General features: G+C 63.1%; 20 protein-coding genes. 10 read left to right on the forward strand and 10 right to left on the reverse strand.

Annotation, left to right across the window (positions count from 1 at the left end; translation table 11 throughout):
• Window positions 1-20: 20 nt before the first annotated feature.
• The 3 genes from B5F88_RS05190 to B5F88_RS05200 form a co-directional block, all read right to left on the reverse strand.
• Window positions 21-782, reverse strand: coding sequence for a polysaccharide deacetylase family protein (locus B5F88_RS05190; protein WP_087342503.1), 762 nt, complete (start codon window positions 780-782; stop codon window positions 21-23).
• 62 nt (window positions 783-844) lie between these two features.
• A complete protein-coding gene (locus B5F88_RS05195) occupies window positions 845-1,522 on the reverse strand; it encodes a DUF2461 domain-containing protein (protein WP_087342506.1) in 678 nt (225 codons plus the stop codon).
• 68 nt (window positions 1,523-1,590) lie between these two features.
• Window positions 1,591-3,513 (reverse strand): VanW family protein, encoded by a 1,923-nt coding sequence (locus B5F88_RS05200; RefSeq protein ID WP_087342509.1) that lies wholly within the window; start codon window positions 3,511-3,513, stop codon window positions 1,591-1,593.
• A 289-nt stretch (window positions 3,514-3,802) separates the two neighbouring features.
• On the opposite strand from B5F88_RS05200, the gene B5F88_RS05205 reads away from it, so the two are divergent.
• Window positions 3,803-4,873, forward strand: a complete 1,071-nt coding sequence (locus B5F88_RS05205) for a 5-bromo-4-chloroindolyl phosphate hydrolysis family protein (protein ID WP_087342512.1) — start codon at window positions 3,803-3,805, stop codon at window positions 4,871-4,873.
• 49 nt (window positions 4,874-4,922) lie between these two features.
• Here B5F88_RS05205 and B5F88_RS05210 read toward each other — a convergent pair whose 3' ends face one another.
• Window positions 4,923-6,257, reverse strand: a complete 1,335-nt coding sequence (locus B5F88_RS05210) for an MFS transporter (protein ID WP_087342515.1) — start codon at window positions 6,255-6,257, stop codon at window positions 4,923-4,925.
• A 679-nt stretch (window positions 6,258-6,936) separates the two neighbouring features.
• Between B5F88_RS05210 and B5F88_RS05215 the strand changes: the two genes are divergently transcribed.
• Entirely contained in the window at window positions 6,937-8,532 is a 1,596-nt protein-coding gene (locus tag B5F88_RS05215) for an MBL fold metallo-hydrolase (RefSeq protein ID WP_087342518.1), read from the forward strand.
• Between the two features lie 68 nt (window positions 8,533-8,600).
• On the opposite strand, the gene B5F88_RS05220 is transcribed toward B5F88_RS05215, so the two are convergent.
• Window positions 8,601-9,968 (reverse strand): citrate/2-methylcitrate synthase, encoded by a 1,368-nt coding sequence (locus B5F88_RS05220; RefSeq protein WP_087342553.1) that lies wholly within the window; start codon window positions 9,966-9,968, stop codon window positions 8,601-8,603.
• Between the two features lie 146 nt (window positions 9,969-10,114).
• On the opposite strand from B5F88_RS05220, the gene spoIID reads away from it, so the two are divergent.
• Both spoIID and B5F88_RS05230 read left to right on the forward strand, forming a co-directional pair.
• Complete coding sequence (gene spoIID / locus B5F88_RS05225) at window positions 10,115-11,167, forward strand: stage II sporulation protein D (protein WP_242959643.1); 1,053 nt, start codon at window positions 10,115-10,117, stop codon at window positions 11,165-11,167.
• A 126-nt stretch (window positions 11,168-11,293) separates the two neighbouring features.
• A complete protein-coding gene (locus B5F88_RS05230; RefSeq protein ID WP_087342520.1) occupies window positions 11,294-12,688 on the forward strand; it encodes an NAD(P)/FAD-dependent oxidoreductase in 1,395 nt (464 codons plus the stop codon).
• 73 nt (window positions 12,689-12,761) lie between these two features.
• On the opposite strand, the gene B5F88_RS05235 is transcribed toward B5F88_RS05230, so the two are convergent.
• Window positions 12,762-13,424 carry a DUF6198 family protein gene (locus tag B5F88_RS05235; RefSeq protein WP_087342523.1) on the reverse strand — a complete coding sequence of 221 codons (663 nt, stop codon included), beginning with the start codon at window positions 13,422-13,424 and terminating at the stop codon, window positions 12,762-12,764.
• Between the two features lie 414 nt (window positions 13,425-13,838).
• On the opposite strand from B5F88_RS05235, the gene mnmE reads away from it, so the two are divergent.
• Complete coding sequence (gene mnmE / locus B5F88_RS05240) at window positions 13,839-15,203, forward strand: tRNA uridine-5-carboxymethylaminomethyl(34) synthesis GTPase MnmE (protein ID WP_087342526.1); 1,365 nt, start codon at window positions 13,839-13,841, stop codon at window positions 15,201-15,203.
• A gap of 44 nt (window positions 15,204-15,247) precedes the next feature.
• On the opposite strand, the gene B5F88_RS05245 is transcribed toward mnmE, so the two are convergent.
• The gene (locus tag B5F88_RS05245; protein ID WP_087342528.1) at window positions 15,248-15,523 is read right to left on the reverse strand and encodes a metal-sensing transcriptional repressor; all 276 of its coding nucleotides are present in this window, start codon (window positions 15,521-15,523) and stop codon (window positions 15,248-15,250) included.
• A gap of 70 nt (window positions 15,524-15,593) precedes the next feature.
• Complete coding sequence (locus B5F88_RS05250; RefSeq protein WP_087342531.1) at window positions 15,594-15,989, reverse strand: hypothetical protein; 396 nt, start codon at window positions 15,987-15,989, stop codon at window positions 15,594-15,596.
• A gap of 183 nt (window positions 15,990-16,172) precedes the next feature.
• On the opposite strand from B5F88_RS05250, the gene B5F88_RS05255 reads away from it, so the two are divergent.
• Complete coding sequence (locus B5F88_RS05255) at window positions 16,173-16,655, forward strand: deaminase (protein ID WP_087342534.1); 483 nt, start codon at window positions 16,173-16,175, stop codon at window positions 16,653-16,655.
• Window positions 16,656-16,893: 238 nt separating this feature from the next.
• The gene (rny, locus tag B5F88_RS05260; RefSeq protein ID WP_087342537.1) at window positions 16,894-18,438 is read left to right on the forward strand and encodes a ribonuclease Y; all 1,545 of its coding nucleotides are present in this window, start codon (window positions 16,894-16,896) and stop codon (window positions 18,436-18,438) included.
• 70 nt (window positions 18,439-18,508) lie between these two features.
• Here the strand turns inward: rny and B5F88_RS05265 are convergent, their stop codons facing one another.
• A complete protein-coding gene (locus B5F88_RS05265; RefSeq protein WP_087342539.1) occupies window positions 18,509-19,417 on the reverse strand; it encodes a LysR family transcriptional regulator in 909 nt (302 codons plus the stop codon).
• A 150-nt stretch (window positions 19,418-19,567) separates the two neighbouring features.
• Between B5F88_RS05265 and B5F88_RS05270 the strand changes: the two genes are divergently transcribed.
• From B5F88_RS05270 to sdaAA, 3 genes are read left to right on the forward strand one after another with little or no spacing between them, the layout of a single operon-like run.
• Window positions 19,568-20,791, forward strand: coding sequence for a dicarboxylate/amino acid:cation symporter (locus B5F88_RS05270; protein WP_087342542.1), 1,224 nt, complete (start codon window positions 19,568-19,570; stop codon window positions 20,789-20,791).
• Between the two features lie 3 nt (window positions 20,792-20,794).
• Window positions 20,795-21,463 carry an L-serine ammonia-lyase, iron-sulfur-dependent subunit beta gene (gene sdaAB / locus B5F88_RS05275; RefSeq protein WP_087342544.1) on the forward strand — a complete coding sequence of 223 codons (669 nt, stop codon included), beginning with the start codon at window positions 20,795-20,797 and terminating at the stop codon, window positions 21,461-21,463.
• A 12-nt stretch (window positions 21,464-21,475) separates the two neighbouring features.
• Window positions 21,476-22,345, forward strand: coding sequence for an L-serine ammonia-lyase, iron-sulfur-dependent, subunit alpha (sdaAA, locus tag B5F88_RS05280; RefSeq protein WP_087342547.1), 870 nt, complete (start codon window positions 21,476-21,478; stop codon window positions 22,343-22,345).
• A 56-nt stretch (window positions 22,346-22,401) separates the two neighbouring features.
• On the opposite strand, the gene nagZ is transcribed toward sdaAA, so the two are convergent.
• The coding region (nagZ, locus tag B5F88_RS05285) for a beta-N-acetylhexosaminidase (protein ID WP_087342550.1) at window positions 22,402-23,483 on the reverse strand (1,082 nt) is incomplete at its 5' end.

Consider the following 23,483-nt stretch of genomic DNA (forward strand, 5'->3'; position numbering starts at 1 on the left):
TGTCAAGGCTGTTTTCCCCTCTAGGGATAGGCGTTCCAGTAGGACCGTCCGGCCTCCAGAGGGATCCCCCTGGCGTCAAAGAGCTCTTCAATGGTGCAGAAATAGTACCCCTGGGCGTGGAGGGCATCCACGATCCGCAGGGCGGCGTCCACCGACTCGGGGAAAATGTCGTGCATGAGGATGATTCCCCCGTCCCTGGCCTGGCTCACCACCTCCTGCACCACCCGGTCGGCGTTCTGGTCGCTCCAGTCCTCCGGGTCGATGGACCACAGGATGATGGGGCAGCCCGCCCAGGCTTTCACGCTGTCGTCCAGCATCCCATAGGGGGGCCGCAGCAGAAAGTCGTTGTGGTCCAGGGTGGCCACCAGCTCCGCCCTGGTCTTTTCCACCTGGGCGTCAAAGTCGGTCTTGCTCAGGTCGGTGAGCTTCACATGGTCGTAGGTGTGAATGCCGATCTGATGCCCCTCCCGGTCCATCCGGCGCACCACGTCCCGGTTGGCCTCCACCTGGGCCCCGATGAGGAAAAAGGTGGCCTTCACCCCCCGCTGGGCCAGGCCGTCCAGCAGCTCGGTGGTGGTGGACCGCCTGGGTCCGTCGTCAAAGGTGAGGGCGATCAGCTTCTGCTCCGGCTCCTCCAGCCCCTCCTCCCCTGCCAGCGGGGCGTCCGCCGTCACACTGGGGCTGGTCTGCCCAACCCATGTCAGCGCAATCGCCCCAATCAGGGCAAAAAGCAGCAGCAGGGTCCATCCGGACTGCTGCTGCCGCCTCCATTGGTATCTCATACTTCCGTCCGCCGCCTTTCCGGAGGTTTTCGCCCCCACAGTATGCGCGCCGGACGGTCTTTTTATTCTCCCCTCGGATCCGGATCCCCCTCCAAAAGCTCCATATACTGGTAATATGGCAACAAAAACTCATAGCCCTCCACCAGCGCGTCCACCAGGTCGTGGGACCAGAGCAGGTCACAGTGCTCCCCCTCCTGGCAGAGGCTGAAGCTCTTTTTTGCGTACCAGGGGGCCAGCAGCGGCGAGAGGGCCGCCTTGGGCCGCTTGTACTCCGGCCCCTCCAGCACAAACCGGTCCTGCCGGGCCAGGCGGCGGGTCAGGGTCTCCATGGGGCCGGGGTCCCGGTCCATTCTGGCCCGGAATTTGGCCATGGTCAGGGGCGGGGCCTGCCAGAAGCCCATGCCGCAGGACCAGCTGTCCGGGGTGAGCTCAAACCAGAACACGGGGGCAAAGCTCCCCGCCTCATGGGGGCGGTGGAGGCTCATCCACAGATGGTCCTTATAGGGCCCCCGGCCGAACAGCCGCCGGGCGTCCCGGTAGATACGGGACACCTTGCAGATCAGGGGCAGGTCCTTGTGGGCCTGGGAGAAACGCTCATACACCTCCCCGCTGAGGGCCTTCATGGGCTCCAGCAGATGGGTGCGGTATTCCTCCTTGTGGGCCTCAAACCAGCCCCGCTCGTTGTTGAACCGGATCCCCCACAGAAAATCCACGGTGGCGCCGGAAAATCCTTGAAACATGCTAACATCCTTTCTCTTGCACAACACCGCCGGCCCCCCGTTTCCAGGGGGCCGGCGGAACATGGTCTTTATGCGGCGGGCTCCATGTCCGGCCCTGCGGTGGGACTGGAGGCCGGGGTGAACACCGGCGGCGCGGTGGTCACCGGCGTGGGTGTGGGCTCCGCGCTGGGGGTAGCCGCCGGCGTGTCAGCGGGCGTGGGCGTGGCCGACGGGGTAGCGGCCGGGGTGGGTGTGGCGCTGGGGGTAGCCGAAGGCGAAGCGGACGGAGACGGCGTGGCCGACGGCGAAGCCGAGGGGGCCGCGGAGGGAGAAGCCGAGGGCGACGGGCTGGGCGTGGTGGTTACGGGGGTCTCAGTCCGCAGCTGGGTCTCGGTATTGATGCCCAGCCGGGCCGCGTCCGCCGGGTTATAGTAGTACACCGCGTCGGAGGATTTATAGGTATTGCGGTAGAGGAAGGTGGTTTCAACTGTCTTGCCGTTGGCGTCCACCAGCTTCTGATACACGTCCACCGTGATGCCGTTGTAGCGGCTGTAGTTGGGATCCCGCTGGGGCTCGCTGCCCACGGGGATACTGTCATTGGGCTTATAGAGATTCTTGTAGGGCACGGTGGAGATGGCAACGCTGTAGGGCTCTCCATGGATACCGGTGGTATCGGTGCCGTAGATGGTCACATGGAGATTGTGGTTTTTATCCTGATAGGCCTCGATCTTGATGGGGTAATCGGTGTCATTCTTGAACTTGAAGTCGATGACATCGCTCCATACGGTGGCGTCGGTGCCCACCACCGGCATGTAGCCGCCGTTAAAGGCGTGCTGCTTGCGCTCCACGGTCTCCAAATTGGCCTTCAGGGTCACCCAGTACAGGGTGGAGGACAGCTGGCAGATGCCGCCGGCGGTGGCGTCGATGCTCTGGCCGTTCTGGTAGGTGCCCGCCTTTTGGTAGCCGCTGGCCAGGGTGTAGGGCCCGCAGTGGTCGTTGTAGGAGAACACGTCGCCGGGCATGAGGATCACGCCGTTGATCCGGCTGGCCGCCAGGTCGATGTTGTACCACCGGGCGCTGGGACCGGCGCACTTGGTGCTCCCGGTACCCAGCACGTCCTTGAAGAGGTTGGCCTCCAGCGTGGCGGTGGTAACCTTGGGCTCGGTCAGGGTAACCGGCACCGAGACGTCGCTCCCCTCCGCCGCGTCGTTCAGCAGCTGCCGGGCGTTCTCCACGTCAAAGTCCACCCCGGTGACCGAGGGCACGATCTCATAGCTGTCCTGATCCAGATAGGCGTCGGCCGCCGGAACACAGATTTCGCTCTGAATGGCGTCAAAGTCGGGTTCGGCGGGGGGCGCGGTGGTCACCTGGGCCTCCACCGGGTCGGCGCTGGTGGAGCCGTCGGCCAGCATCCGGCTCACCTGCTCCTCCAGGGCGGTGGTCAGGGCCTGGGTGTCAATGGTGCGGCCGGTAACCCCCTTGTGGAACACCAGCTGGTTGTCCGTAAAGGTCCAGGTGGTCTGGGCCTCCGCGTCGGCGCACTCCCGGATGGCCTGCTCCACCGCCTCGGGCGTACCGGTCAGCCCCACGGAGAGGTCGTATGTCTGGCCGGCGGCCAGGCTGGTCAGGTAGCGGACGCCCCGCAGGAAGAAATTCACGTTCTGTCCCTGGGTGGCGGAACTCACCGCATCCTCCGTATAGGTGGTAAATTCCCCGCCGGGCACCTCGTAGCTCTTGCCCTCACAGACAAAGCGGGCCGTCAGGCCGGACAGCCGCTGAGCCACCGTCTGCTCCAGGGTGTTCACCGCCTGCTCTCTGCTCTGGCCGCTGACATCCATGCCGCCGATGGTGGTATTGGGCCAGAAGGCGCTGCCGCCGGCATAGGCGCACAGTCCCACATAGCCGGCCGCCAGCGCGGCCACCACCACGCCCGCGGCGATCAGGGGCGCCCGGCTTTTGCCCTGCCCCTTCTTGCCCTTGGGCTCCACCCGTTTTCCTTCCACATGTCCCATATTCTATCACTCCAACGCGCCCGGCCCTTTGGCCCGGCGTCACATCGATACCTCAGGGGCGCAAAAACCCCTTGATGTTCTATATTATAGTGATTTCCTCGGGAAATGCAATTACAGAACGGTTACACCCTTCCCTCCAGGAAACCGCTTTACAGTTTGTGGATTTCGCTGTATGATAAAGTTACGTTCATCTTTCATCTTTTTTAAAGAACTTATCCAGCAAATCTTTAACACTTCTGTGATACAATAGCAAGCACAATATCAGAGATCAACGAGAGGGGCATGGCCCATGGCAAGCAATCAAAACTGGAATTCGTTCAATTCTCAGGACCTGGTGTACTGGCTGGCCACCGTGGTTCTGCTGGCCACCTTTTTCCCGGTGGGACTGTTTCTGCTGCTGCGCAAGCTGCTGGGCGGCGGAAAGCGGAGTCAGAGCGCCGCCCCCGGCACCCAGGGTATGACCCGGCAGGGGCGGCCCGTGGACCTGAGCCGGGGCAGGGGCATGACCGTGGCTGGAATTGCCTTCGCCGCCGTTTTCGGCATCGTTCTGGTCACCGCCCTTCCCATTCTGTCCATGGGCGCTGGCTTTCTGACCGCCTCGGCCATCCTGTCCCCGGCCATCGGCTTCTTCCTGGCCGGCCTGGCCATGACCTGGGTGGGCACCCAGCGCAACAAGCAGGCCAAGCGCTTCCGCAAATATCTGGCCCTCATCGGCAGGCGGGAGAGCGTGTCCATCACCACCCTGGCTCAGGCCATGCCGGTGTCCTTCCGCAAGGCCTGTCATGATCTCCAGGATATGCTGGACAGTGGCATTTTAGAAACGGGTTATCTGGACATGTCCACCGCCCGGCTGATCCTCAGCGACGAGGGGGTGCAGGAGCCTCCCCAGCCGGAGGAGCGGGCGGCGGAGCCCCAGGAGGAGGCGCCCCTGGACATGAACGACGACAATGCGGTGCTGGGGGAGATCCGGCGGCTGAACGAGGATATTGACGACGAAGTGATGAGCCGGAAGATCGACCGCATCGGGGAGATCACCGGCAAGATTTTCTCCTTTCAGAAGCAGCACCCCAACCGGGCGGGCCAGCTGCGCAGCTTTTTGAACTACTACCTCCCCACCACCCTGAAGATTCTGAAGGCTTACGCCCGGATGGAGGAGCAGGGCATCGAGGGAGAGAATATCCGCTCGGCCAAGGCCCGCATTGAGGGCATGATGGACAAAGTGGTGGATGGGTTTGAGGCCCAGCTGGATAAGCTGTTCCAGGACGACGCCATGGATATCACCACCGACGTGCAGGTGCTGGAGCAGATGCTGGAGAAGGATGGCCTGTCCGGAGGCGACGGCATGACCCTGGGGGGCTGAAAAAAACGGGAGCGCGGCTGCAAACCGCGCTCCCGTTTTTCTTGGAGTCTTACTTGTTCTGGGCGGCAAAGTCCCGGTTGTACCGGTGCTCGTTCACCAGAAGCACCAGCACCACGTTGACCAGGGCCACACCGGCGAACACCAGATAGGCCATGCGGATCTGCCCGCCGGTGATGAGCTGCACCGTGCCGTTGACCAGGAAGCACAGGGCTGTCACCGCGCCCTGGATGGGGAAGATGACGCTGTTCACCTTGTCAAAGCCGTGCCGGCCGAAGATGGAGGCGGGCAGAGAGGTGGTGAAGTTGGCGGAGCCGCCGATGCCCATGGCGATCATGAACAGGGAGACATACACCAGCACCGTCACCTGGTCCACCGCGGTAAAGTTGAGCAGCAGGGCCACCGCGTACCAGACGCCAAAGCCCACCATGGTCTTTTTGGTGCCGATCTTGTCGTCAATGACGCCCACCAGCCAGGAGCCAACCACGCCCCCCAGGGCCAGGATGGTCATGACGTTCATGGCCTCCTGCTGCTGAAAGCCCAGCTCCACATTGCGCTTGACCAGCTGGCTCATCACGCCCACGGAGCAGATCTGGAAGAAGGCGGTGGTGATGGCCGCCAACCACAGCTCCTTGGTGCGCAGCAGCTTGCCGGTGGTCCAGCCGCCGTCGCCCTCCACCTCGTCGGTGGTGTCGTACTCGGCGGCGTACACCTCGTCGGACACATTGTCGGGATTGATGCCCCGCTCCTGGGGGGTATTGCGGATGAAGAGCATGCCCAGGATACCCAGAACGATGGCGCCCACGCCGATGGGCACAATGCCGGTTTTGAAATTCTGACCGATGTCGGCCATGCCCGTCACCATGGGGGCGATGAGAATGGCCACCAGCTGGACATAGAAGGCGGAGGCCAGGTTATGGCCCATGGTGGTGTAGCCCATGACCACACCTTTTTTCTTGGGGAACCAGGTGGCCACCAGGGTGCCGCCGGCCACGTAGCCCGCGGACATGATGCCGCCGTACACAAAGCACATGGCCACGGTGTACAGCACCACGCTGGGGGCGTTGCAGGCCAGGATGTAGGCCACGCCGGAGATGATGCAGCAGATACCGGAGGTGAGCCGGGCGCCGATTTTCCGGTTGATCTGGCCGGCGATGATGAAGAACACCACGCCTACCAGGCCCGCCAGGGAGTTCATGTTCATGATGGTGCCCGTCTCCAGGCCCAGGAGGTATTCCACATTGGGGGCGGTGATGTTGGCGCCGTCGTTGCACATGCCCACATACAGGAAGAACATCAGCAGGCAGTAGAGGATGACCACCCAGCCAGCACCGAAGTTGACAACGGAATTCTTATTGCCGGGATCGTGGAGTTTTTGTTTTGCCATTTCGTTTCCCTCGCTCTCGTCAAAGTGAAGGGCGTGTCCCCGCTTCCCTAGGAACCTGCCTCATCGCGTTTCCTAATGTAACGGTTCTCAGGGTTGCTTTCAATCCCCACAAATCGGTAAGTTACTAACCAAAAAGTAGACGGTTTCCATTTGGTAAGGGTTTCGTTTTGTGCATATTGCCCATTTCAACAAATTGTTTTTGGCAACAATACCGATGAAATCCGGTTTCCAAAAAATTAGTCTGGTCAGTTTACACAAGTATATTGTGAAATTTTTGTCATGCCTCTCCCGCCCCTCCGGATTCACACTTCGTTTACATAAGCTTCAAAGTTTATCCACCTCTCCCCTGGGAAAGGGTGGTATTCTATACGCACAGCCAAAGTTCATGAATAAAGGCGCAGGCCGGGAACGCGCGGAAGGAGAAATGCCATCTGTTGCGTGTTCAGACCACCGGCCGGCCTTTGTGACTGCCCCCCGGCTGTGGGGGCAGACCAGAGACAACACGCCCGGCGTGTGACGATAGATTTTCTTCCTCTCTTTCCTCTCTCTTTCCTTCCCCCGGCGGCCGGACGCATCTGCGTCCGGCCGCCTTTTTCCGCCCTTCTTCTCCAGAGCTTATTTACACCGGCCGGTTTTGGAGGTACAATCAACTTACCGAAGTACTTAAAGGAGGTGCACCATGAAACTGACCTTTTTCGGCGCGGCTCACGCGGTTACCGGCAGCTGCCACTGTGTGGAGTGCGGCGGCAAGAAGATCTTGGTGGACTGCGGCCTGCAGCAGGGCAGGGATGAGCGGGACAACCAGGCCCTGGATTTCAACGCCGGATACATCGACGCGGTGGTGGTCACCCACGCCCACATCGACCACTCCGGGCGCATTCCCCTGCTGGTCAAGCAGGGCTTTGAGGGCAATATCTACTGCACCCGGCTCACCGGCCAGCTGCTGAGCATCATGCTGCGGGACTCGGCCCACATCCAGGAGAGCGACGCCCAGTGGCAGAACCAGAAAGGCAGGCGGGCCGGGGAGGAGCCGGTGGAGCCCCTGTACACCGTGGCCGACGCCGAGGCCGCCATCAAGCACATCGTCACCTGCGAGTACGGCACCCGGCTGCAGGTGGAGGACGGGGTGAAGATCCGCTTTGTGGACGCCGGCCATCTGCTGGGCTCGGCCAGCGTGGAGATGTGGCTCACCGAGGGGGACGAGACCCGGAAGGTGGTCTTTTCCGGAGACATCGGCAACCGGGACCAGCCCATCATCCGGGACCCCCAGTACATCAAGGACGCCGACTACGTCCTCACCGAAAGCACCTACGGCGACCGGCTCCACGACATGGCCCAGAAGCCGGACTACACCGCCGACCTGGCCGCCATCATTGACGAGACTCTGGGCAAGGGGGGCAACGTGATCATCCCCTCCTTCGCCGTGGGCCGCACCCAGGAGCTTTTGTACTTCATCCGGGAGATGAAGGAGCAGGGGCTGGTGAAGAGCGCCCCCAACTTCCAGGTGGTGGTGGACTCCCCCCTGGCGGGCGAGGCCACCCGCATCTTCTCCGGCGACCTCCACGGCTATCTGGACGAGGAGGCCATCCTGGCCCTGAAGGGGGGCACCCTGTTCCAGTTCCCGGGGCTCACCATCACCGAGTCCAGCGCCGAGTCCCGGGCCCTCAATGAGGACAAGACCCCCCGGGTGATCATCTCCGCCTCCGGTATGTGCGACGCCGGCCGGATCCGCCACCACCTGAAGCATAACCTGTGGCGGCCGGAGTGCGCGGTGGTGTTCGTGGGCTACCAGGCGGAGGGCAGCCTGGGCCGGCGTCTGCTCAACGGCGTCACCTCTGTGAAGCTCTTCGGGGAGGAGATCGCCGTCCGGGCCCGCATCGTCAACTTCCACGGCCTCAGCTCCCACGCCGACCGGGACGGGCTGCTGCGGTGGATCGAGCACTTCACCCCCCAGCCCAGGCAGGTCTTTGTGGTCCATGGGGAGGCGGAGGTGGCCGACCTCTACGCCGCCACCCTGCGCCAGCGGGGGCTGGAGGCCCACGCCCCCAATTATGAAGAGGTCTACGACCTGCTGAGCAACCAGATGCTGGCCCCCGGCCTGCCGCCGGAGAAAAAGCCGGCAACCACCCCCGGCGCCTCTCCCGCCTACCAGCGGCTGGAGGAGGTGGGCCGCAAGCTGATGGAGGTCATCGCCCACAACAAGGGGGGCACCAACAAGGACCTGGGCAAGTTTGCCGACCAGCTGCGGGCCCTCATCGAGAAATGGGACCGCTGAAGCCCCTTTACACACAAAAAAGCAGGCGCTTGAACAAGCGCCTGCTTTTTCCTGCGTCTTTTCCAGCCTTACCGCTGGTCCAGGGGTACGAAGGTGCGCATGGGAGCCACCGCCTTGTAGGCGGGGCGGATGATCCGGTTGCCGGGCTGGTAGACCTCCTCGATACGGTGGGCGCACCAGCCCACGATGCGGGCCACGGCAAACAGGGGGGTGTACAGCTCCTGGGGAATGCCCATCATCTTGTACACCATGCCGGAGAACAGGTCCACGTTGGCGCACACCACCTTGCTCTCCCCCTTGACGGAGAGGAGCATCTCGGGGGTAAGCCGCTCCACCGCCTCATAGAGCTGGAACTCGTCCTCCATGCCCTTGGTCTGGGCCAGCTGCCTGGCAAACTTCTTCAGGATCACGGCCCGGGGGTCGGACAGGGTGTAGATGGCGTGGCCCATGCCGTAGATGAGGCCGGACCGGTCCCCCGCCTCCTTCCGCAGTAGCCTGCCCAGGAAGTCCCTGATCTCGTCGTCGTCCTTCCAGTCCTTCACGCCCTCCTCAATATAGCCAAACATCTCCATGACCTTCTTGTTGGCGCCGCCGTGCCGGGGCCCCTTCAGGGAGCCCACCGCCGCGGCGATGGAGGAGTAGATGTCGGTGTCGGAGGAGGAGAGCACCCGGCAGGCAAAGGCGGAGTTGTTGCCGCCGCCGTGCTCGGCGTGGAGCACCAGGCACAGATCCAGCAGCCGGGCCTCCTGCTGGGTGAACTGGTTGTCGTGGCGGACGGAGTAGAGGAAGTTCTCCGCCACGCTGAGTCCCGGCTGGGGCCGGTGGAGATAGAGGGATTCGTCGTCGTAGTAGTGCCGCTTCACGGCGAAGGCGTGGGCCACGATGACGGGCACCCGGGCGATGAGCTGGATGGCCTGCCGCAGCTGGTTGGGCAGGGACATGTCGTCGGGGTTGTCGTCATAGGAATAGAGGGCCAGCACCGACCGGGCCAGCTTGTTCATCACGTCGGGGCTGGGAGCCTTGATGATCATGTCCTCGGTAAACATGTGGGGCAGGGTGTGGTTGTCGGTGAGCAGCTGCTGGAAGGCCGCCAGCTGCTCCCGGGTGGGCAGCTGGCCGAAGAGCAGCAGGTAGGCCGTCTCCTCAAAGCCGAACCGGTCCTCACCCACGAAGCCGTCCACCAGCTCCTCCACGTCAATGCCCCGGTACACCAGCTTGCCGGGGGCGGGCACCCGCTCGCCGTCCTGCAGGTAATAGCCCATGACGTTGCCGATCTGGGTCACGCCCGCCATCACGCCGGTGCCGTCGGCGTTGCGCAGGCCCCGCTTCACGTTGTAGCGCTCATAATATGCCGGATCAATCTGGTTATGCTTCTGGTACTCCGCGCATAGACTGGTGAGGAACCCTGCAAAGGCCTCGCGCTCCGCATTTTGCATCCAAACCCGCTCCTTCTCCCAAATTTTGATGGTATTCATTGTAATCCCTTTTTCCCCTGCCGTCAATCCAAAACAAGTTATTCCAAGGATTTTTGGCAAAACAACCTGAAGAGGATACCCACAACCAAGTTGGAAAGTGAATTGTGATGAAGAATAACTTGCAAAATTATGGACAGCGGTGGGGTGTGAAACAGGTGGTGGCCACGGCCCTGGCGCTGCTGCTGGTTCTGTTTCTGCTGCCGCTGCTGCTCTTCGGAACGGGAGGGCTGGAGCAGACGGAGCAGGCCGCCCCCACCGGCGAGCTGCCCATCGACCGGACCGTGGTCACCCCCAGCCCCTCGGCGGACAGCCAGACCCAGATCCGGGTGGCGCTGACCGACGGCAGCGTGCTCACCCTGGGGCTGGACCAGTACCTGTGGCGGGTGGTGGCGGCGGAGATGCCCGCCTCCTTTGAGCTGGAGGCGCTGAAGGCCCAGGCCGCCGCCGCCCGGACCTACACCCTGTCCAAGCTGGGGCGCACGGTGGAAAAGCACCCCGACGCCGACGTGTGCACCGACATCACCTGCTGCCAGGCCTACATAGACCCGGACCAGGCCGCCGCCAACTGGGGGGACAATGGGGCGGCATACACCGCCAAGATCACCTCCGCCGTGTCGGAGACCGACGGGATGGCCGTTTTATACGATGGCCATCCCATTCAGGCGGTGTTTTTCTCCTCCGCCGCCGGGCGGACGGTGGACGCGGTGGAGGTGTGGGGCAATTCAGTGCCCTATCTCACCGGAGTGGACAGCCCCGAGGGGGACGAGGTGCCCAACTACCACTCCACCGTCACCTTTACCCTGGAGGAGTTCAAAAGCAAGCTGCTGGCCCAGTACCCCGACGCCGACCTGTCCGGGGACCCCGCCGGCTGGTTTCAGAACACCGTGCCCAACTCCGCCGGCGGGGTGGAGCAGGTGGACGTGGGGGGCGTCACCGTCTCCGGCGGGGCCCTGCGCACCCTGCTGGGACTGCGCTCCACCAGCTTTACTGTGACCGCCGACAGCCAGGGGGTGACCTTCTCGGTTACCGGCTACGGCCATGGGGTGGGTATGAGCCAGTACGGGGCCAACGCCCTGGCCAAGCAGGGCAAAACCTACGACGAGATCCTGAAGTGGTACTACACCGGCGTGGAGGTGGCGCCCTATACGCCAGGGGGATGATTTTTGAACAGGCTCCCTGAAAATCTTTTAGTTGCTGTTGTCAAAAAACTGCCGCTTTGGTATAATACTAACTTGGATAGGCATGTGTGATGCCTGCCTAATATAACGAAAAGTGAGAGATCGCACATGAACACACGGTATGACGTTGCCATTCTGGGCTGCGGAGAGGCCGGCATCTTCGCCGGGTACGAGCTGATGCACCGCAATCCCAACCTGAAGGTGGTGGCCCTGGACCAGGGGGCCGACATCTATACCCGCAGCTGCCCCATCGTGGCGGGCAAGGTGAAGGAGTGCATCCACTGCAAGGTGTGCGGCACCATGTGCGGCTTTGGCGGCGCCGGCGCCTTTTCCGACGGCAAGTACAACTTCACCACCGCCTTCGGCGGCTGGCTCACCGACTTCATGCCCCGGGAAGAGGTGATGGGCCTCATTGACTATGTGGACTCCATCAACATGAAGCACGGGGCCACTGACAAGGTGTTCTCCACCGACACCCCGGCGGCCCGGGCGCTGGAGAAAAAGGCTCTGGAGCACGACCTGCACCTGCTCCAGGCCCGGTGCAAGCACCTGGGCACCGAGAACAACCTGAAAATCCTCCAGAGCATCTATGAGGAGTGCCGCAAGGGGGTGGAGTTCCGATTCCACACCCCGGTGACCAGGATCGAAAACCTCAACGGCGAGGGCTACCGCCTGATCACCCAGCAGGGCGACGAGATCGACTGTACCTGGCTCATCGCCGGGCCCGGCCGCTCGGGGGCGGAGTGGTTCTCCAACCAGTGCAAGGAACTGGGCATCCAGCTCATCAACAACCAGGTGGACATCGGCGTGCGGGTGGAGCTGCCCGCCAAGGTCTTTGAGCACATCACCGACGTGGTGTACGAGTCCAAGCTGGTCTACCGCACCAAGCAGTACGGCGACCCGGTGCGCACCTTCTGCATGAACCCCTACGGCCATGTGGTGGCCGAGAGCGTGGAGGGGATCAACACCGTCAACGGCCACTCCTACTCCGACCCCGCCCTCCAGAGCGAGAATACCAACTTCGCCCTGCTGGTGTCCAACCGGTTCACCCAGCCCTTCAACGAGCCCTACCGCTACGGCAAGCACATCGCCTCCCTGTCCAACATGCTGGCCGGCGGCGTGCTCGTGCAGCGGTTCGGCGATCTGGTCAGCGGCATCCGCACCAACGAGCACCGGCTGGGCAAGTCCTTCGTCCGTCCCACCCTCACCGCTGCCGTGCCCGGCGACCTGTCCCTGGCCCTGCCCAAGCGGCAGCTGGACGACATCATTGAGATGATCTATCAGCTGGACAAGATCGCCCCCGGCACCGCCAACTACGACACCCTGCTCTACGGCGCGGAGGTAAAGTTCTACTCCGCCCGGCTGGCCCTGTCCGGCGAGCTGGAGACCTCCCTGCCCGGCTTCTTCGCCGTGGGCGACGGGGCGGGCATCACCCGGGGCCTGGCCCAGGCCGGCGCCTCCGGCGTCAAGGCCGCCCAGGTGATCCTGAGCCGTCTGGGCTGACACTGGATACAAAAAAACTGCCGCAGGCCATGGCCCGCGGCAGTTTTTATCTTGTTTCCTTCCGCCGTTACCCTTACGTATGGGCCAGCGACGGGTGCCTGTGCTCCCACACACGCTGGATCCGGCGGCAGAAAAAGCGGGAGATGGACCCCACTGTGAGGGCGCACACCACCGTGCCCTCCCGCAGGCCGTGGACCGACCGCAGGCACAGCAGGGATACCAGCAGCGCGGCGCACAGCATGGCCAGGTCGTAACCCGTCTTGGTCTTGCCGAAGTCCCAGCCGAACACCTGGCTGCAGGTGCGTACAAAGCCCTCGCAGGGGAGAATCAGCACGTTGGGGACCACCTCCAGGGCCACGCCCAGCCCCAGGAAACCGCAGCCCAGCAGCAGCACCACCCACCGGCCGGCATAGGACGACGGCACCAGGGCGGACAGCAGATCCATCCACAGGTCAATGCAGGCGGAAAACACAAAGGTGGCCGGAACCTGCAGCAGCTGGATGGGCTGAAACTTGCTGCGCAGCAGCAGCGCCTGTCCCCCCAGCATGGCGCAGTTCACCAGGAAGGTAAAGCACCCCAAGGATACGCCGGGAAACACAAAGGTCAGCACATAGGCCAGACTGGATACCGCCGACGTCCCCATGCCCGCCAGGGTAATGAGGGCGATCCCCAGCGCGGAGCTCACCACGCCGGCAAAAAACATCAGATACCGCCGGGGCAGGGGTGCATGGTCCATTTGATACGCCTCCAAAAAATTATTTTTTAGTACTAATAATAGTTTAGCACCAAAAATCACCCGGTTCAAGGGCAACTTTACCTAAATTTGGTGTATCTTTTTTGCCAATTTGACAAAGCCTTCCTGCCGGACACCATAAATTCCGTTTGGTTGTTGTTATACAGAGAAATATACATCGTAACGGGCCCATGTGGATTTGGTAAAAACCAGACTGGAGAAGGGTTTTCCACATTGTCCACATGGTTTTCCACAGTTTTGCACAGTTTTGCACAGCCTGTGGATATTCAAAAATCGTTGACATAAGACCAGTCAAGAGAAAAAACCACGTCGCTTTCGCCAAAGTTTTTTCCTCCCCAAGTGGGACGAAATCTGGTATAATTCGGTCAACACAAGGTTGACTCTGAGGTGATGATCATGTCCGATACCATCGCAGCCATCGCCACCGGCCCGGCCCCCGGAGCCATTGGGATTCTGCGGCTTTCCGGGCCGGGGGCCATTCCCGCCGCCTCTGCCGTGTTCCGCCCCGCCGGGGGGCGGCCTCTGGAGGAATCCAGGGACCGGCAGCTGGTGTACGGCTCTCTGCTGGGGGCGGACGGGGCCGTCATTGACCAGGCCCTGGCCACCATTTCCCACGGTCCCCACAGCTACACCGGGGAGGACACGGCGGAACTGCAGTGTCACGGCTCCCCCATGGTGCTCACCCTGGCTCTGGAGGCCCTGTTCGCCCAGGGGGTGCGGCAGGCGGGACCGGGAGAATTCACCCGCCGGGCCCTGCTCAACGGCCGGATGGACCTGGCCCAGGCGGAGGCGGTGGCCGACCTGATCGACGCGGAGACCCCCGCCGCCGTCCACCAGGCCGCCGGGCAGCTCTCCGGCGCCCTGAGCCGCCGGGTACAGGGCATTTACGACGCTCTGGTGGACCTGCTGGCCCACTTCCACGCCGTGCTGGACTACCCCGACGAGGACATCGACCCCTTCCGGGCGGACACCATCCGAACCGGGCTGGAAACCGCCAAAGGGGAGCTGTCCGCCCTGCTGGCCACTTACGACCGGGGCCGGTATCTGGCGGGGGGTATCCCCTGCGCCCTCATCGGCCGGCCCAATGCCGGCAAGTCCTCCCTGCTCAACGCCCTGGCGGGGTACGAGCGGGCCATCGTCACCCCGGTGCCCGGCACCACAAGGGACACGGTGGAGGCCCGCTGCCGGCTGGGCAGCGTGACCCTGCGGGTGATCGACACCGCCGGCATCCGGGAGGCGGCCGACGAGGTGGAGCGCATCGGGGTGGAGCGCAGCCGGGCCGCCCTGGAGGAGGCCGCCCTGGTGCTGCTGCTGTGCGACGGCTCGGTGCCCTTTACGGCGGAGGACGCCGCCCTGTTGAAGGAGGCAACGGCCCACGCCCCCACCATTCTGGTGTGGACCAAGGGGGATCTGCCCGCCGCCCCCCTTCCGGCGCTGGACCCCATGCCGCCGGTGGTGGAGCTCAGCGCGAAAACCGGCCAGGGGCTGGAGGCGCTGGCAAAGGCGGTGGATCGGCTGTTCCCCTCCGGCGGACAGGGGGCGGCGGGAGAGCTGCTCACCAACCTGCGGCAAGCCCAGGCCGCCCGGCGGGCGCTGGACAGCGTGGCCCGGGCGGAGGACAGCCTGGAGGCGGGGATCACCCCCGACGCCCTGCTCACCGATGTGGAGGAGGCCCTGTCCGCCCTGGGAGAGCTCACCGGCGCCAACCTGCGGGAGGACATCACCGCCCGGATCTTTGCGCGCTTCTGCGTGGGAAAATAAAAAACCATCGCCCGCCGCAAGCACAATGCGGCGGGCGATGGTTTTCAGCTCATGCGGGAAAAGTGCTCGATGGCCTTGGCAAATTCGGAAATGGTCTTGTCGGCGTCCCCGTGCTCGATGCCGTCCCGGACACAGTGGTTGAGATGGCCCTCCAGCACCACCTGGCCCACCTTGTGGAGGGCGCTTTTGGCGGCGTTGATCTGCATCAGCATCTCCTCGCAGGGCACGTCCTCGTCCACCATCCGATCGATGGCGTTGAGCTGGCCGATGACCTTTCTCAGCCGGCGGTGCAGATTGTCTGCGTCCATACACTGTCTCATGTGCTCACTCTCCTGTAAAAGGTTGCAAAAAGCCGGCGCGCCAGGGGCGCGCCGGGCCGGGCGCGGGCAGTCAGCTCCGCTCCTCAAAACTGGCGCCGCAGTTGCGGCAGCTCACCGTGATCTTTCCCTTTCCCCGGGGCACCCGCAGGTACTGTCCGCAGTTGGGACATTTAAAATAGCGGTGTTCCTTGTCCCGGTGGATGGTGTGGCGCATTTTCACCCAGCGGACGGCCGGCCCCACTGCGTGGAGGAACCGGGCGTTTTCCGCCCGGCGGCGGTCAATGCGCCGGGAGAACATGCGGAACAGATCCCACAGCAGCACCACCAGGGCCACCCAGGAGAGAAAGCCCATATGAGGCAGGCCGGACAGCAGGATCAAAACCACATAGGTGATGAGGAGGAAAAAGGAGAGCTGGTCGCTGCCATACCGCCCGTACATCAGTTTTCTGAAAAAATTCATCAGCATGAGCAAGGGTCGTCTCCTTTGGTCAGAAAGCTTACATTTTTCTTAAATAATATGATACCGCCTGAGGCTTTTTTCGTCAAGGAAGGAAACGTAAACAATATGTGAATTCAGCGGCGGAAAAAATGGCTTGCACCGGGGGAAAAAAGCCGGTATACTTGGGAAAAAAGCGGCGGAGGGGAACCCATGGGACGCATTGACAAAGAGAACTATTATCTGGATATCGCCCAGACGGTGGCAGAGCGGGCCACCTGCCTGCGGCGGCACTACGGGGCCATTCTGGTGAAGAGCGACGAGATCATCGCCACCGGCTACAACGGCGCCCCCAGGGGCCGGAAAAACTGCGTGGATCTGAACTACTGCACCCGGGAGGCCCTGAATATCCCCTCCGGAGAGCGGTACGAGCTGTGCCGCTCGGTCCATGCGGAGGCCAACGCCATTATCTCCGCCGCCCGCAGCGAGACCCTGGGGGCCACCCTGTACATGGCCTGCGTCAACCCGGCCACCGGGGAGCTGATCCCCGGCTCCACCTCCTGCTCCATGTGCCGGCGGCTCATCATCAACGCCGGCATCCAGCGGGTGGTCATCCGGGACACCCCCACCGACTACTCCGTGGTCCACGTGGAGGACTGGATCCGGGAGGACGACTCCCTCCCCGCCCGGCCCTGAAACCACACTATATGCGCCCCTGGACCGGAACCGGTCCGGGGGTTTTTGTGCGCACACGAATTTCCTTGACAGAAGGATATGATAGGCCTTAAAATAGTCTAGGTGTAGTATTTTGAAGAACGAGGGGTACGTTCTTCCACTTTTGTGCAGATTGGACAAGTTTTGTCCGGCTGCAAACGTCAAATATACCAAGATCGAACTTTGAAAATTCCAGAAAGGGAGGTGTATTTCAGCCTTGATGCAGACAATTATCGCCTGTGTGATCACCGCTGTGGTCGCACTTGCCATAGGCTTCCCCGCCGGCATTCAGTGGCGCAAGAAGGTGGCCGAAAAGGAGATCTCCAGCGCCGAGGAAGAGGCCAAGCGGATCATCAACGAATCCATCAAAAGCGCCGAGAGCAAAAAGCGGGAGGCGCTGGTGGAGGCCAAGGAGGAGATTCTCCAGGCCCGCAACGAGTATGAGCGCGAGGTAAAGGAGCGCCGGGCCGACCTGCAGAAGCAGGAGCGCCGGCTCCAGCAGAAGGAAGAAAATCTGGACCGCAAGACTGAGAACATTGAAAAGAAGGAGGACACCCTGCAGCGCAAGCTGGCCGAGCTGGACGAGGCCCGGGAGGAAGTGTCCACCGTGAAGAAGACCCAGATGGAGGTGCTGGAGCGCATCTCCGGCTTCACCGCCGAGGAGGCCAAGAACTACCTCATCAACCAGCTGGCCGAGGAGGTCACCCACGAGTCGGCCATGAAGGTCCGGGAGATCGAGGCCCAGTTCAAGGAGGAGGCCGACCAGAAGGCCAAGGAGATTCTCTCCCTTGCCATCCAGCGCTGCGCCGCCGACCATGTGGCGGAAGCAACCGTCAGTGTGGTACCCCTGCCCAATGACGAGATGAAGGGCCGCATCATCGGCCGGGAAGGCCGCAACATCCGCACCCTGGAGACCATGACCGGGGTGGACCTGATCATCGACGACACGCCGGAGGCCATCACGGTCTCCTGCTTCGACCCGGTCCGCCGGGAGATCGCCCGCATCGCCCTGGAGAAGCTCATCCAGGACGGTCGCATCCACCCCACCCGCATCGAGGAGATGGTGGAGAAGGCCAAGCGGGAGGTGGACGCCACCATCAAGGCCGAGGGCGAGCGGGCCGTCTTTGAGACCAACGTCCACGGCCTGCACCCCGAGCTTATCAAGCTGCTGGGCCGGATGCGCTACCGCACCAGCTACGGCCAGAACGTGCTCAACCACTCCATCGAGGTGGCCCATCTGGCGGGGCTCATCGCCGCCGAGATCGGCGCCGACGTGACCCAGGCCAAGCGGGCCGGCCTGCTCCACGACCTGGGCAAGTCCATCGACCATGAGGTGGAGGGCTCCCACGTGCAGATCGGCGTGGAGCTGGCCCGGAAGTACCGGGAGAACGAGGACGTGGTCCACGCCATCGAGGCTCACCACAACGACGTGGAGCCCCGCACCATCGTGGCCTGCATCGTCCAGGCCGCCGACGCCATCTCCGCCGCCCGGCCCGGCGCCCGGCGGGAGAATCTGGAGAACTATATCAAGCGTCTGGAGAAGCTGGAGGAGGTCACCTCCTCCTTCCCCGGGGTGGAGAAGTCCTTCGCCATCCAGGCGGGCCGGGAGGTCCGCATCATGGTGGCGCCCGACAAGGTCAGCGAGGACCAGATGGTGCTGCTGGCCCGGGACATCGCCAAGAAGATCGAGGAAGAGCTGGAGTATCCCGGTCAGATCAAGGTCAACATGATCCGGGAGACCAAAGTGGTGGATTACGCCAAATAACGAAGATAGACCAAAGGGCTTGCCGTTTGCGCATGGCGGACGGCAAGCCCTTTTTTGCCCTTCTGCTCACTTAGACATGAGCGGTAGCGAAGGGAACCGGACGGGAACACAGCCGAACAAACTCCCGCATTTCCTGCGTGGCAAGCTTCTCCTTATGACAGAAGATCTGACCGTACATAACACTCTGCAAGTCCTCCACTTCCACCACTGTCAGCGTCCCCTGCCGCACCTTCTCCTCAACCAGAAACCAGGGCAGATAAGACAGCCCCTCGGTCTCTTCCAGAACCCTCAGCAGGAAAGAGGCGTAGCTACTCTCCAGAGCGGGGGTCACCGCCCGTCCCAGGGCGGCCAGCCGTTTGTCCAGCAGACGGCGGTAGTTGGCATCCCGCTCGGTGAGGTAGAAGGGGCAGTCCAGCAGCTCCTCCAGCCGGTGGGGACCGGGGCCCAGGGCCCGGCCCAGCCCAGCCGACGCCACCATCACCACCTCCTCCCGCTCCTCCAGCAGCTTGTTCCAGCGGTTGTTGTACAGCGGCTCGTCCAGGATGTAGATGATGTCCACCTCCCCCCGCTCCATCTTGGTGATCAGGTCCTCGGGCACCCCGGTGGTGATGAGGATATTTACCCCGGGGTGGCTGGTGCGGAAACTGTGCATCACTCCGGGCAGCCGGGCAAAGCACAGGGACTCCAGCGTGCCGATGTGCAGTTGCCCGGTCAGCTCCCCCTCCCCGCCGGCCAGAGCCTGGGTGGCCCGGTTCACCTCCTGGAGGATGGAATAGGCGCTGTCCAGAAACTGCCGCCCCTGCCCTGTCAGCACCACCCGCTTGTAGATCCGGTCGAACAGTCGCACCCCCAGCTCCTCTTCCAGCAGGCGGATCTGCACCGTCACCGCCGACTGTGAGTAGCCTAGACTGGCCGCCGCCTTGGAAAAACTCTGAAACTGGGCCACCCGGACAAAGGTGGTCAGCTGCCGCAGTTCCATGGCCCATCCCCCCAAAGTATTATTAAAATTTTTCATCGAAATTATAAAATTGGTTTATTTGATTAAATTATACTCTTATGTTAGACTAAGTGCACCGTAAAAACCAACAAATATCCAGACACCCGCGAGAGAAGATTGGAGGAAATGCACATGGAAAAAAAGAAGTTTAAAGTCGGTCTGATCCCCAAACTGATTATCGCCATCGTGTTGGGCATTCTTTTCGGCTCCTTCATGCCGGAGTGGTTCAACCGGGTGATCGTCACCTGCTCGTCTATCTTCAGCACTTTCCTCTCCTTTATCATCCCCCTGATGATCGTGGCCTACGTGACTATGGGCATCGCCAACCTGCGCAGCGGGGCGGGCAAGCTGTTGGTCATCACCGTGGTCCTCTCCTACTTCTCCACTCTGGTGGCGGGGTCGGCCTCCTACCTGGTATCCTCCGCGCTGTTCCCCTCCTTCATGACCGAGGGGGCCTTAGACCAGATCGCCGCCACCGCCGACGTGTCACTGGAGGGCTACTTCTCCCTCTCCATCCCGCCGCTGCTGGACACCCTCTCCGCCGTCACTCTGGCCTTCGTGCTGGGTCTGTGTCTGTCCACCATGCGTGGCAAGGAGATCGGGGACACTCTATACCACGGCATGGAGGACTTCTCCGCCATCATTGACAAGGTGCTGCACAAGGTCATCATCCCCCTGCTGCCCCTGTATATCTGCGGCACCTTCACCAACATGACCTATTCCGGCAAGACCTTCGCCATCCTCAGCATCCTGTGGAAGGTGTTCCTGGTGGTCATCGCCATGCACCTCATCTATATCGTCATCCAGTTCCTGGTGGCCGGTCTGGTGGCCGGCAAAAACCCGGTGACTCTCATCCGCAATCAGATCTCCGGCTACGCCACCGCCATCGGTACCCAGTCCTCCGCCGCCACCATCCCCGTCAACCTGGAGTGCGCCAAGAAGGACGGCATTCTGGAGGAGATCCGCAACTTCGTGGTGCCTCTGTGCGCCAACATCCACATGGCGGGGTCCATGATTACCATTACCGCTTGTGCCACCGCCGTGTGCCTGATGTATCAGCTGCCCATTAGCCTGGGCACCGTGGTGCCTTTCATTATGACTCTGGGCATCGCCATGGTGGCCTCCCCCGGCGCCCCTGGCGGCTCCATCATGACCGCCCTGCCCTTCCTCTACATGGTGTTCGGCGCTGAGGCCGGGGATGTGAACGGCCCCATCTGCGCCATCATGGTGGCTCTGTATATCACCCAGGACTCCTTCGGCACCGCCTGCAACGTGTCGGGCGACAACGCCATCGGCACCATTGTGGACACCATCTACCGCAAGTTTATCCAGAAGAATGCCGTTACGGAGGCGTAAACCATGTCTTTTATCAGCGTCTTTGACGTACTGGGACCCAACATGATTGGTCCCTCCAGCTCCCACACCGCCGGGGCGGCGGTCATCGCCGGGCTGGCCCGGAAGCTGCTCGCCCCGCCCCTGGCCCGGGTGGACTTCACCCTCTACGGCTCCTTTTCCAAGACCTACCACGGACACGGCACTGACCGGGCTCTGCTGGGGGGCATCCTGGGCTTTGCCACCGACGACGCCCGCATCCGGGACTCCTTCCAGATCGCCGGGGAGCGGGGGCTGGCCTTCTCCTTCACCGCCAATGAGACCGAGACCGAGCTCCACCCCAACACCGTGGACATCCGCATGGAGAACGCCGCCGGCCGGGTCATGACGGTGCGGGGGGTATCCCTGGGGGGCGGCAAGGTGAAGATCATCCGTATCAACGGCGTAAAGGTGGACTTTACCGGGGAGTACAGCGCCGTCATCGTGGTCCACCGGGACACCCCCGGCGTGGTGGCCCACATCACCCGGGTGCTCAGCGACCACAACGTAAACATCGCCTTCATGCGCCTGTTCCGGGAGTCCAAGGGACACACCGCCTACAGCATCATCGAGTCGGACGGCAGCCTTCCCGACGGCATCTCCGGCCAGCTCATGGGCAACCCCAACATCCAGGACGTCATGCTGGTACAGTCATAAGGAGGCGCGACCATGGACTTTAAGAATGGAAAAGAGCTGCTGGAGCTGTGCCAGCGGGAGGGCCTGCCCATCTCCCAGGTCATGCGCCGCCGGGAGTGCGTGCTGGGGGAGACCACGGCGGACGAGGTGGAACGCCGGATGACCCGGGCCCTGGAGATTATGCGCTCCTCCGCTATGGAGCCGCTGAAAAACCCCCACCGCTCCATGGGGGGCCTTATCGGCGGGGAGGCCAAGCGTCTGGCCGCTCACACCGCCAAAAAACGGGACATCTGCGGCCCCGTGCTCCAGCGGGCCATCACCTACGCCATGGCAGTGCTGGAGACCAACGCCTCCATGGGCCTCATCGTGGCCGCCCCCACCGCCGGCTCCTCCGGAGTGGTGCCCGCCCTGCTGCTGGCCCTGCAGGAGGAGTACCACATCTCCGACCAGCGACTGCTGGACGGCCTGTTCAACGCCGGGGCGGTGGGCTATCTGGCCATGCGCAACGCCACCGTGGCCGGAGCGGTGGGGGGCTGTCAGGCGGAGGTGGGCATCGCCGCCGCCATGGCGGCCTCCGCCGCGGTGGAGCTGATGGGGGGAGAGCCGGACCAGTGCCTGGCCGCCGCCTCCACGGTGCTGATGAATATGCTGGGGCTGGTGTGCGACCCGGTGGGCGGGCTGGTGGAGTACCCCTGCCAGAGCCGCAACGCCGCCGGGGTGGCCAACGCCCTGGTGGCCGCCGAGCTGGCCCTCAGCGGCGTGCCCCAGCTGATCCCCTTTGACGAGATGCTCTCCGCCATGTACAACGTGGGCCGCCGCCTCCCCGTGGAGCTGCGGGAGACCGCCCTGGGGGGCTGCGCCGCCACCCCCGCCGCCTGCCAGCGGTGCGGCGGCTGCGGCTGAACACACAACAAAACGGTACCCCGTCCATAACTGAACGGGGTACCGTTTTTGTACTGTCAGGGCAGGATGGCCTGGAGCCGAGCGTTCAGCGCCTCCAGGTCGGGCTCCTCCACCGGCAGATTGGTGAGCCCCCACTCCGCCTTCAGGGAGAGGAGGCGGTACACGCTCTCATCCAGCCGGTCCATGGAAATTCTCCCGCTGTTCACCGCCTCCAGCAGGGCGTCCCGGGCGGCGGTCAGGTTGTCGGCCTCATGGCACACCAGCAGCAGATCACAGCCCGCCTCCACCGCCAGCACCGCCGCCTCCCCCATGCCGTAGCTGTCGGAAATGGCGGCCATGGTGAGATCGTCGGTACACACCACCCCGTCAAAGCCCATCTCCTGCCGGAGCAGGCCAGTGACCACCTGCTCGGACAGGGAGGCCGGGTTCTCCGGGTCAATCTGCCGCATCAGGATGTGTCCCACCATCACCACCGGAACCCCCTGGTCCACGGTGGCCTGGAAGGGCTTGAGCTCGTCCTCCTTCAGCTCCTCCAGGATCTTGTCCACCACCGGCAGGGTCTCGTGGGAGTCCTCCAGAGTATCCCCGTGGCCGGGGAAGTGCTTGACCACCGGGATCACGCCCCCCTCCGTCAGGCCCTGGTTCACCGCCAGGCCCGCCTGGGTCACGCTCTCCCAGTCGGTGCCGTAGGCCCGGTCCCCGATGACGGTGTTCTCCGGGTTGGACCACACGTCCAGGCAGGTGGAGAAGTTCAGATTGAGGCCGAAGGCGGCGCACTCCGCCGCCAGCACCTGTCCCCGGGCCTGGGGATCGCCGCCGGCCTGGATGTAGTCATAGGCGGCAGGCAGAGCGTCCACCTCGGGGGGCATCCGGTCCACCCGTCCCCCCTCCTGGTCCACCGACAGGAACAGGGGCACATAGTCCCCGTTGAGGGCCTTCAGGCCGTTGGTCAGCTGGGTGAGCTGTCCGGCGCTCTCCACATTGCGGCCAAAGAGGATCACGCCCCCCACCTGGTAGTCCGCCACCGCCTGGGCGCCATCGGCGCCGGGCTCCAGTCCGTCGATCCCCGCCACCAGCAGCTGGCCCACCTTCTGCTCCACCGTCATGCCCGCCAGCCGCTCCGCGATGGGGTCGGGGG

This window comes from Flavonifractor sp. An306, from assembly GCF_002159455.1.
GTDB lineage: Bacteria > Bacillota > Clostridia > Oscillospirales > Oscillospiraceae > Flavonifractor.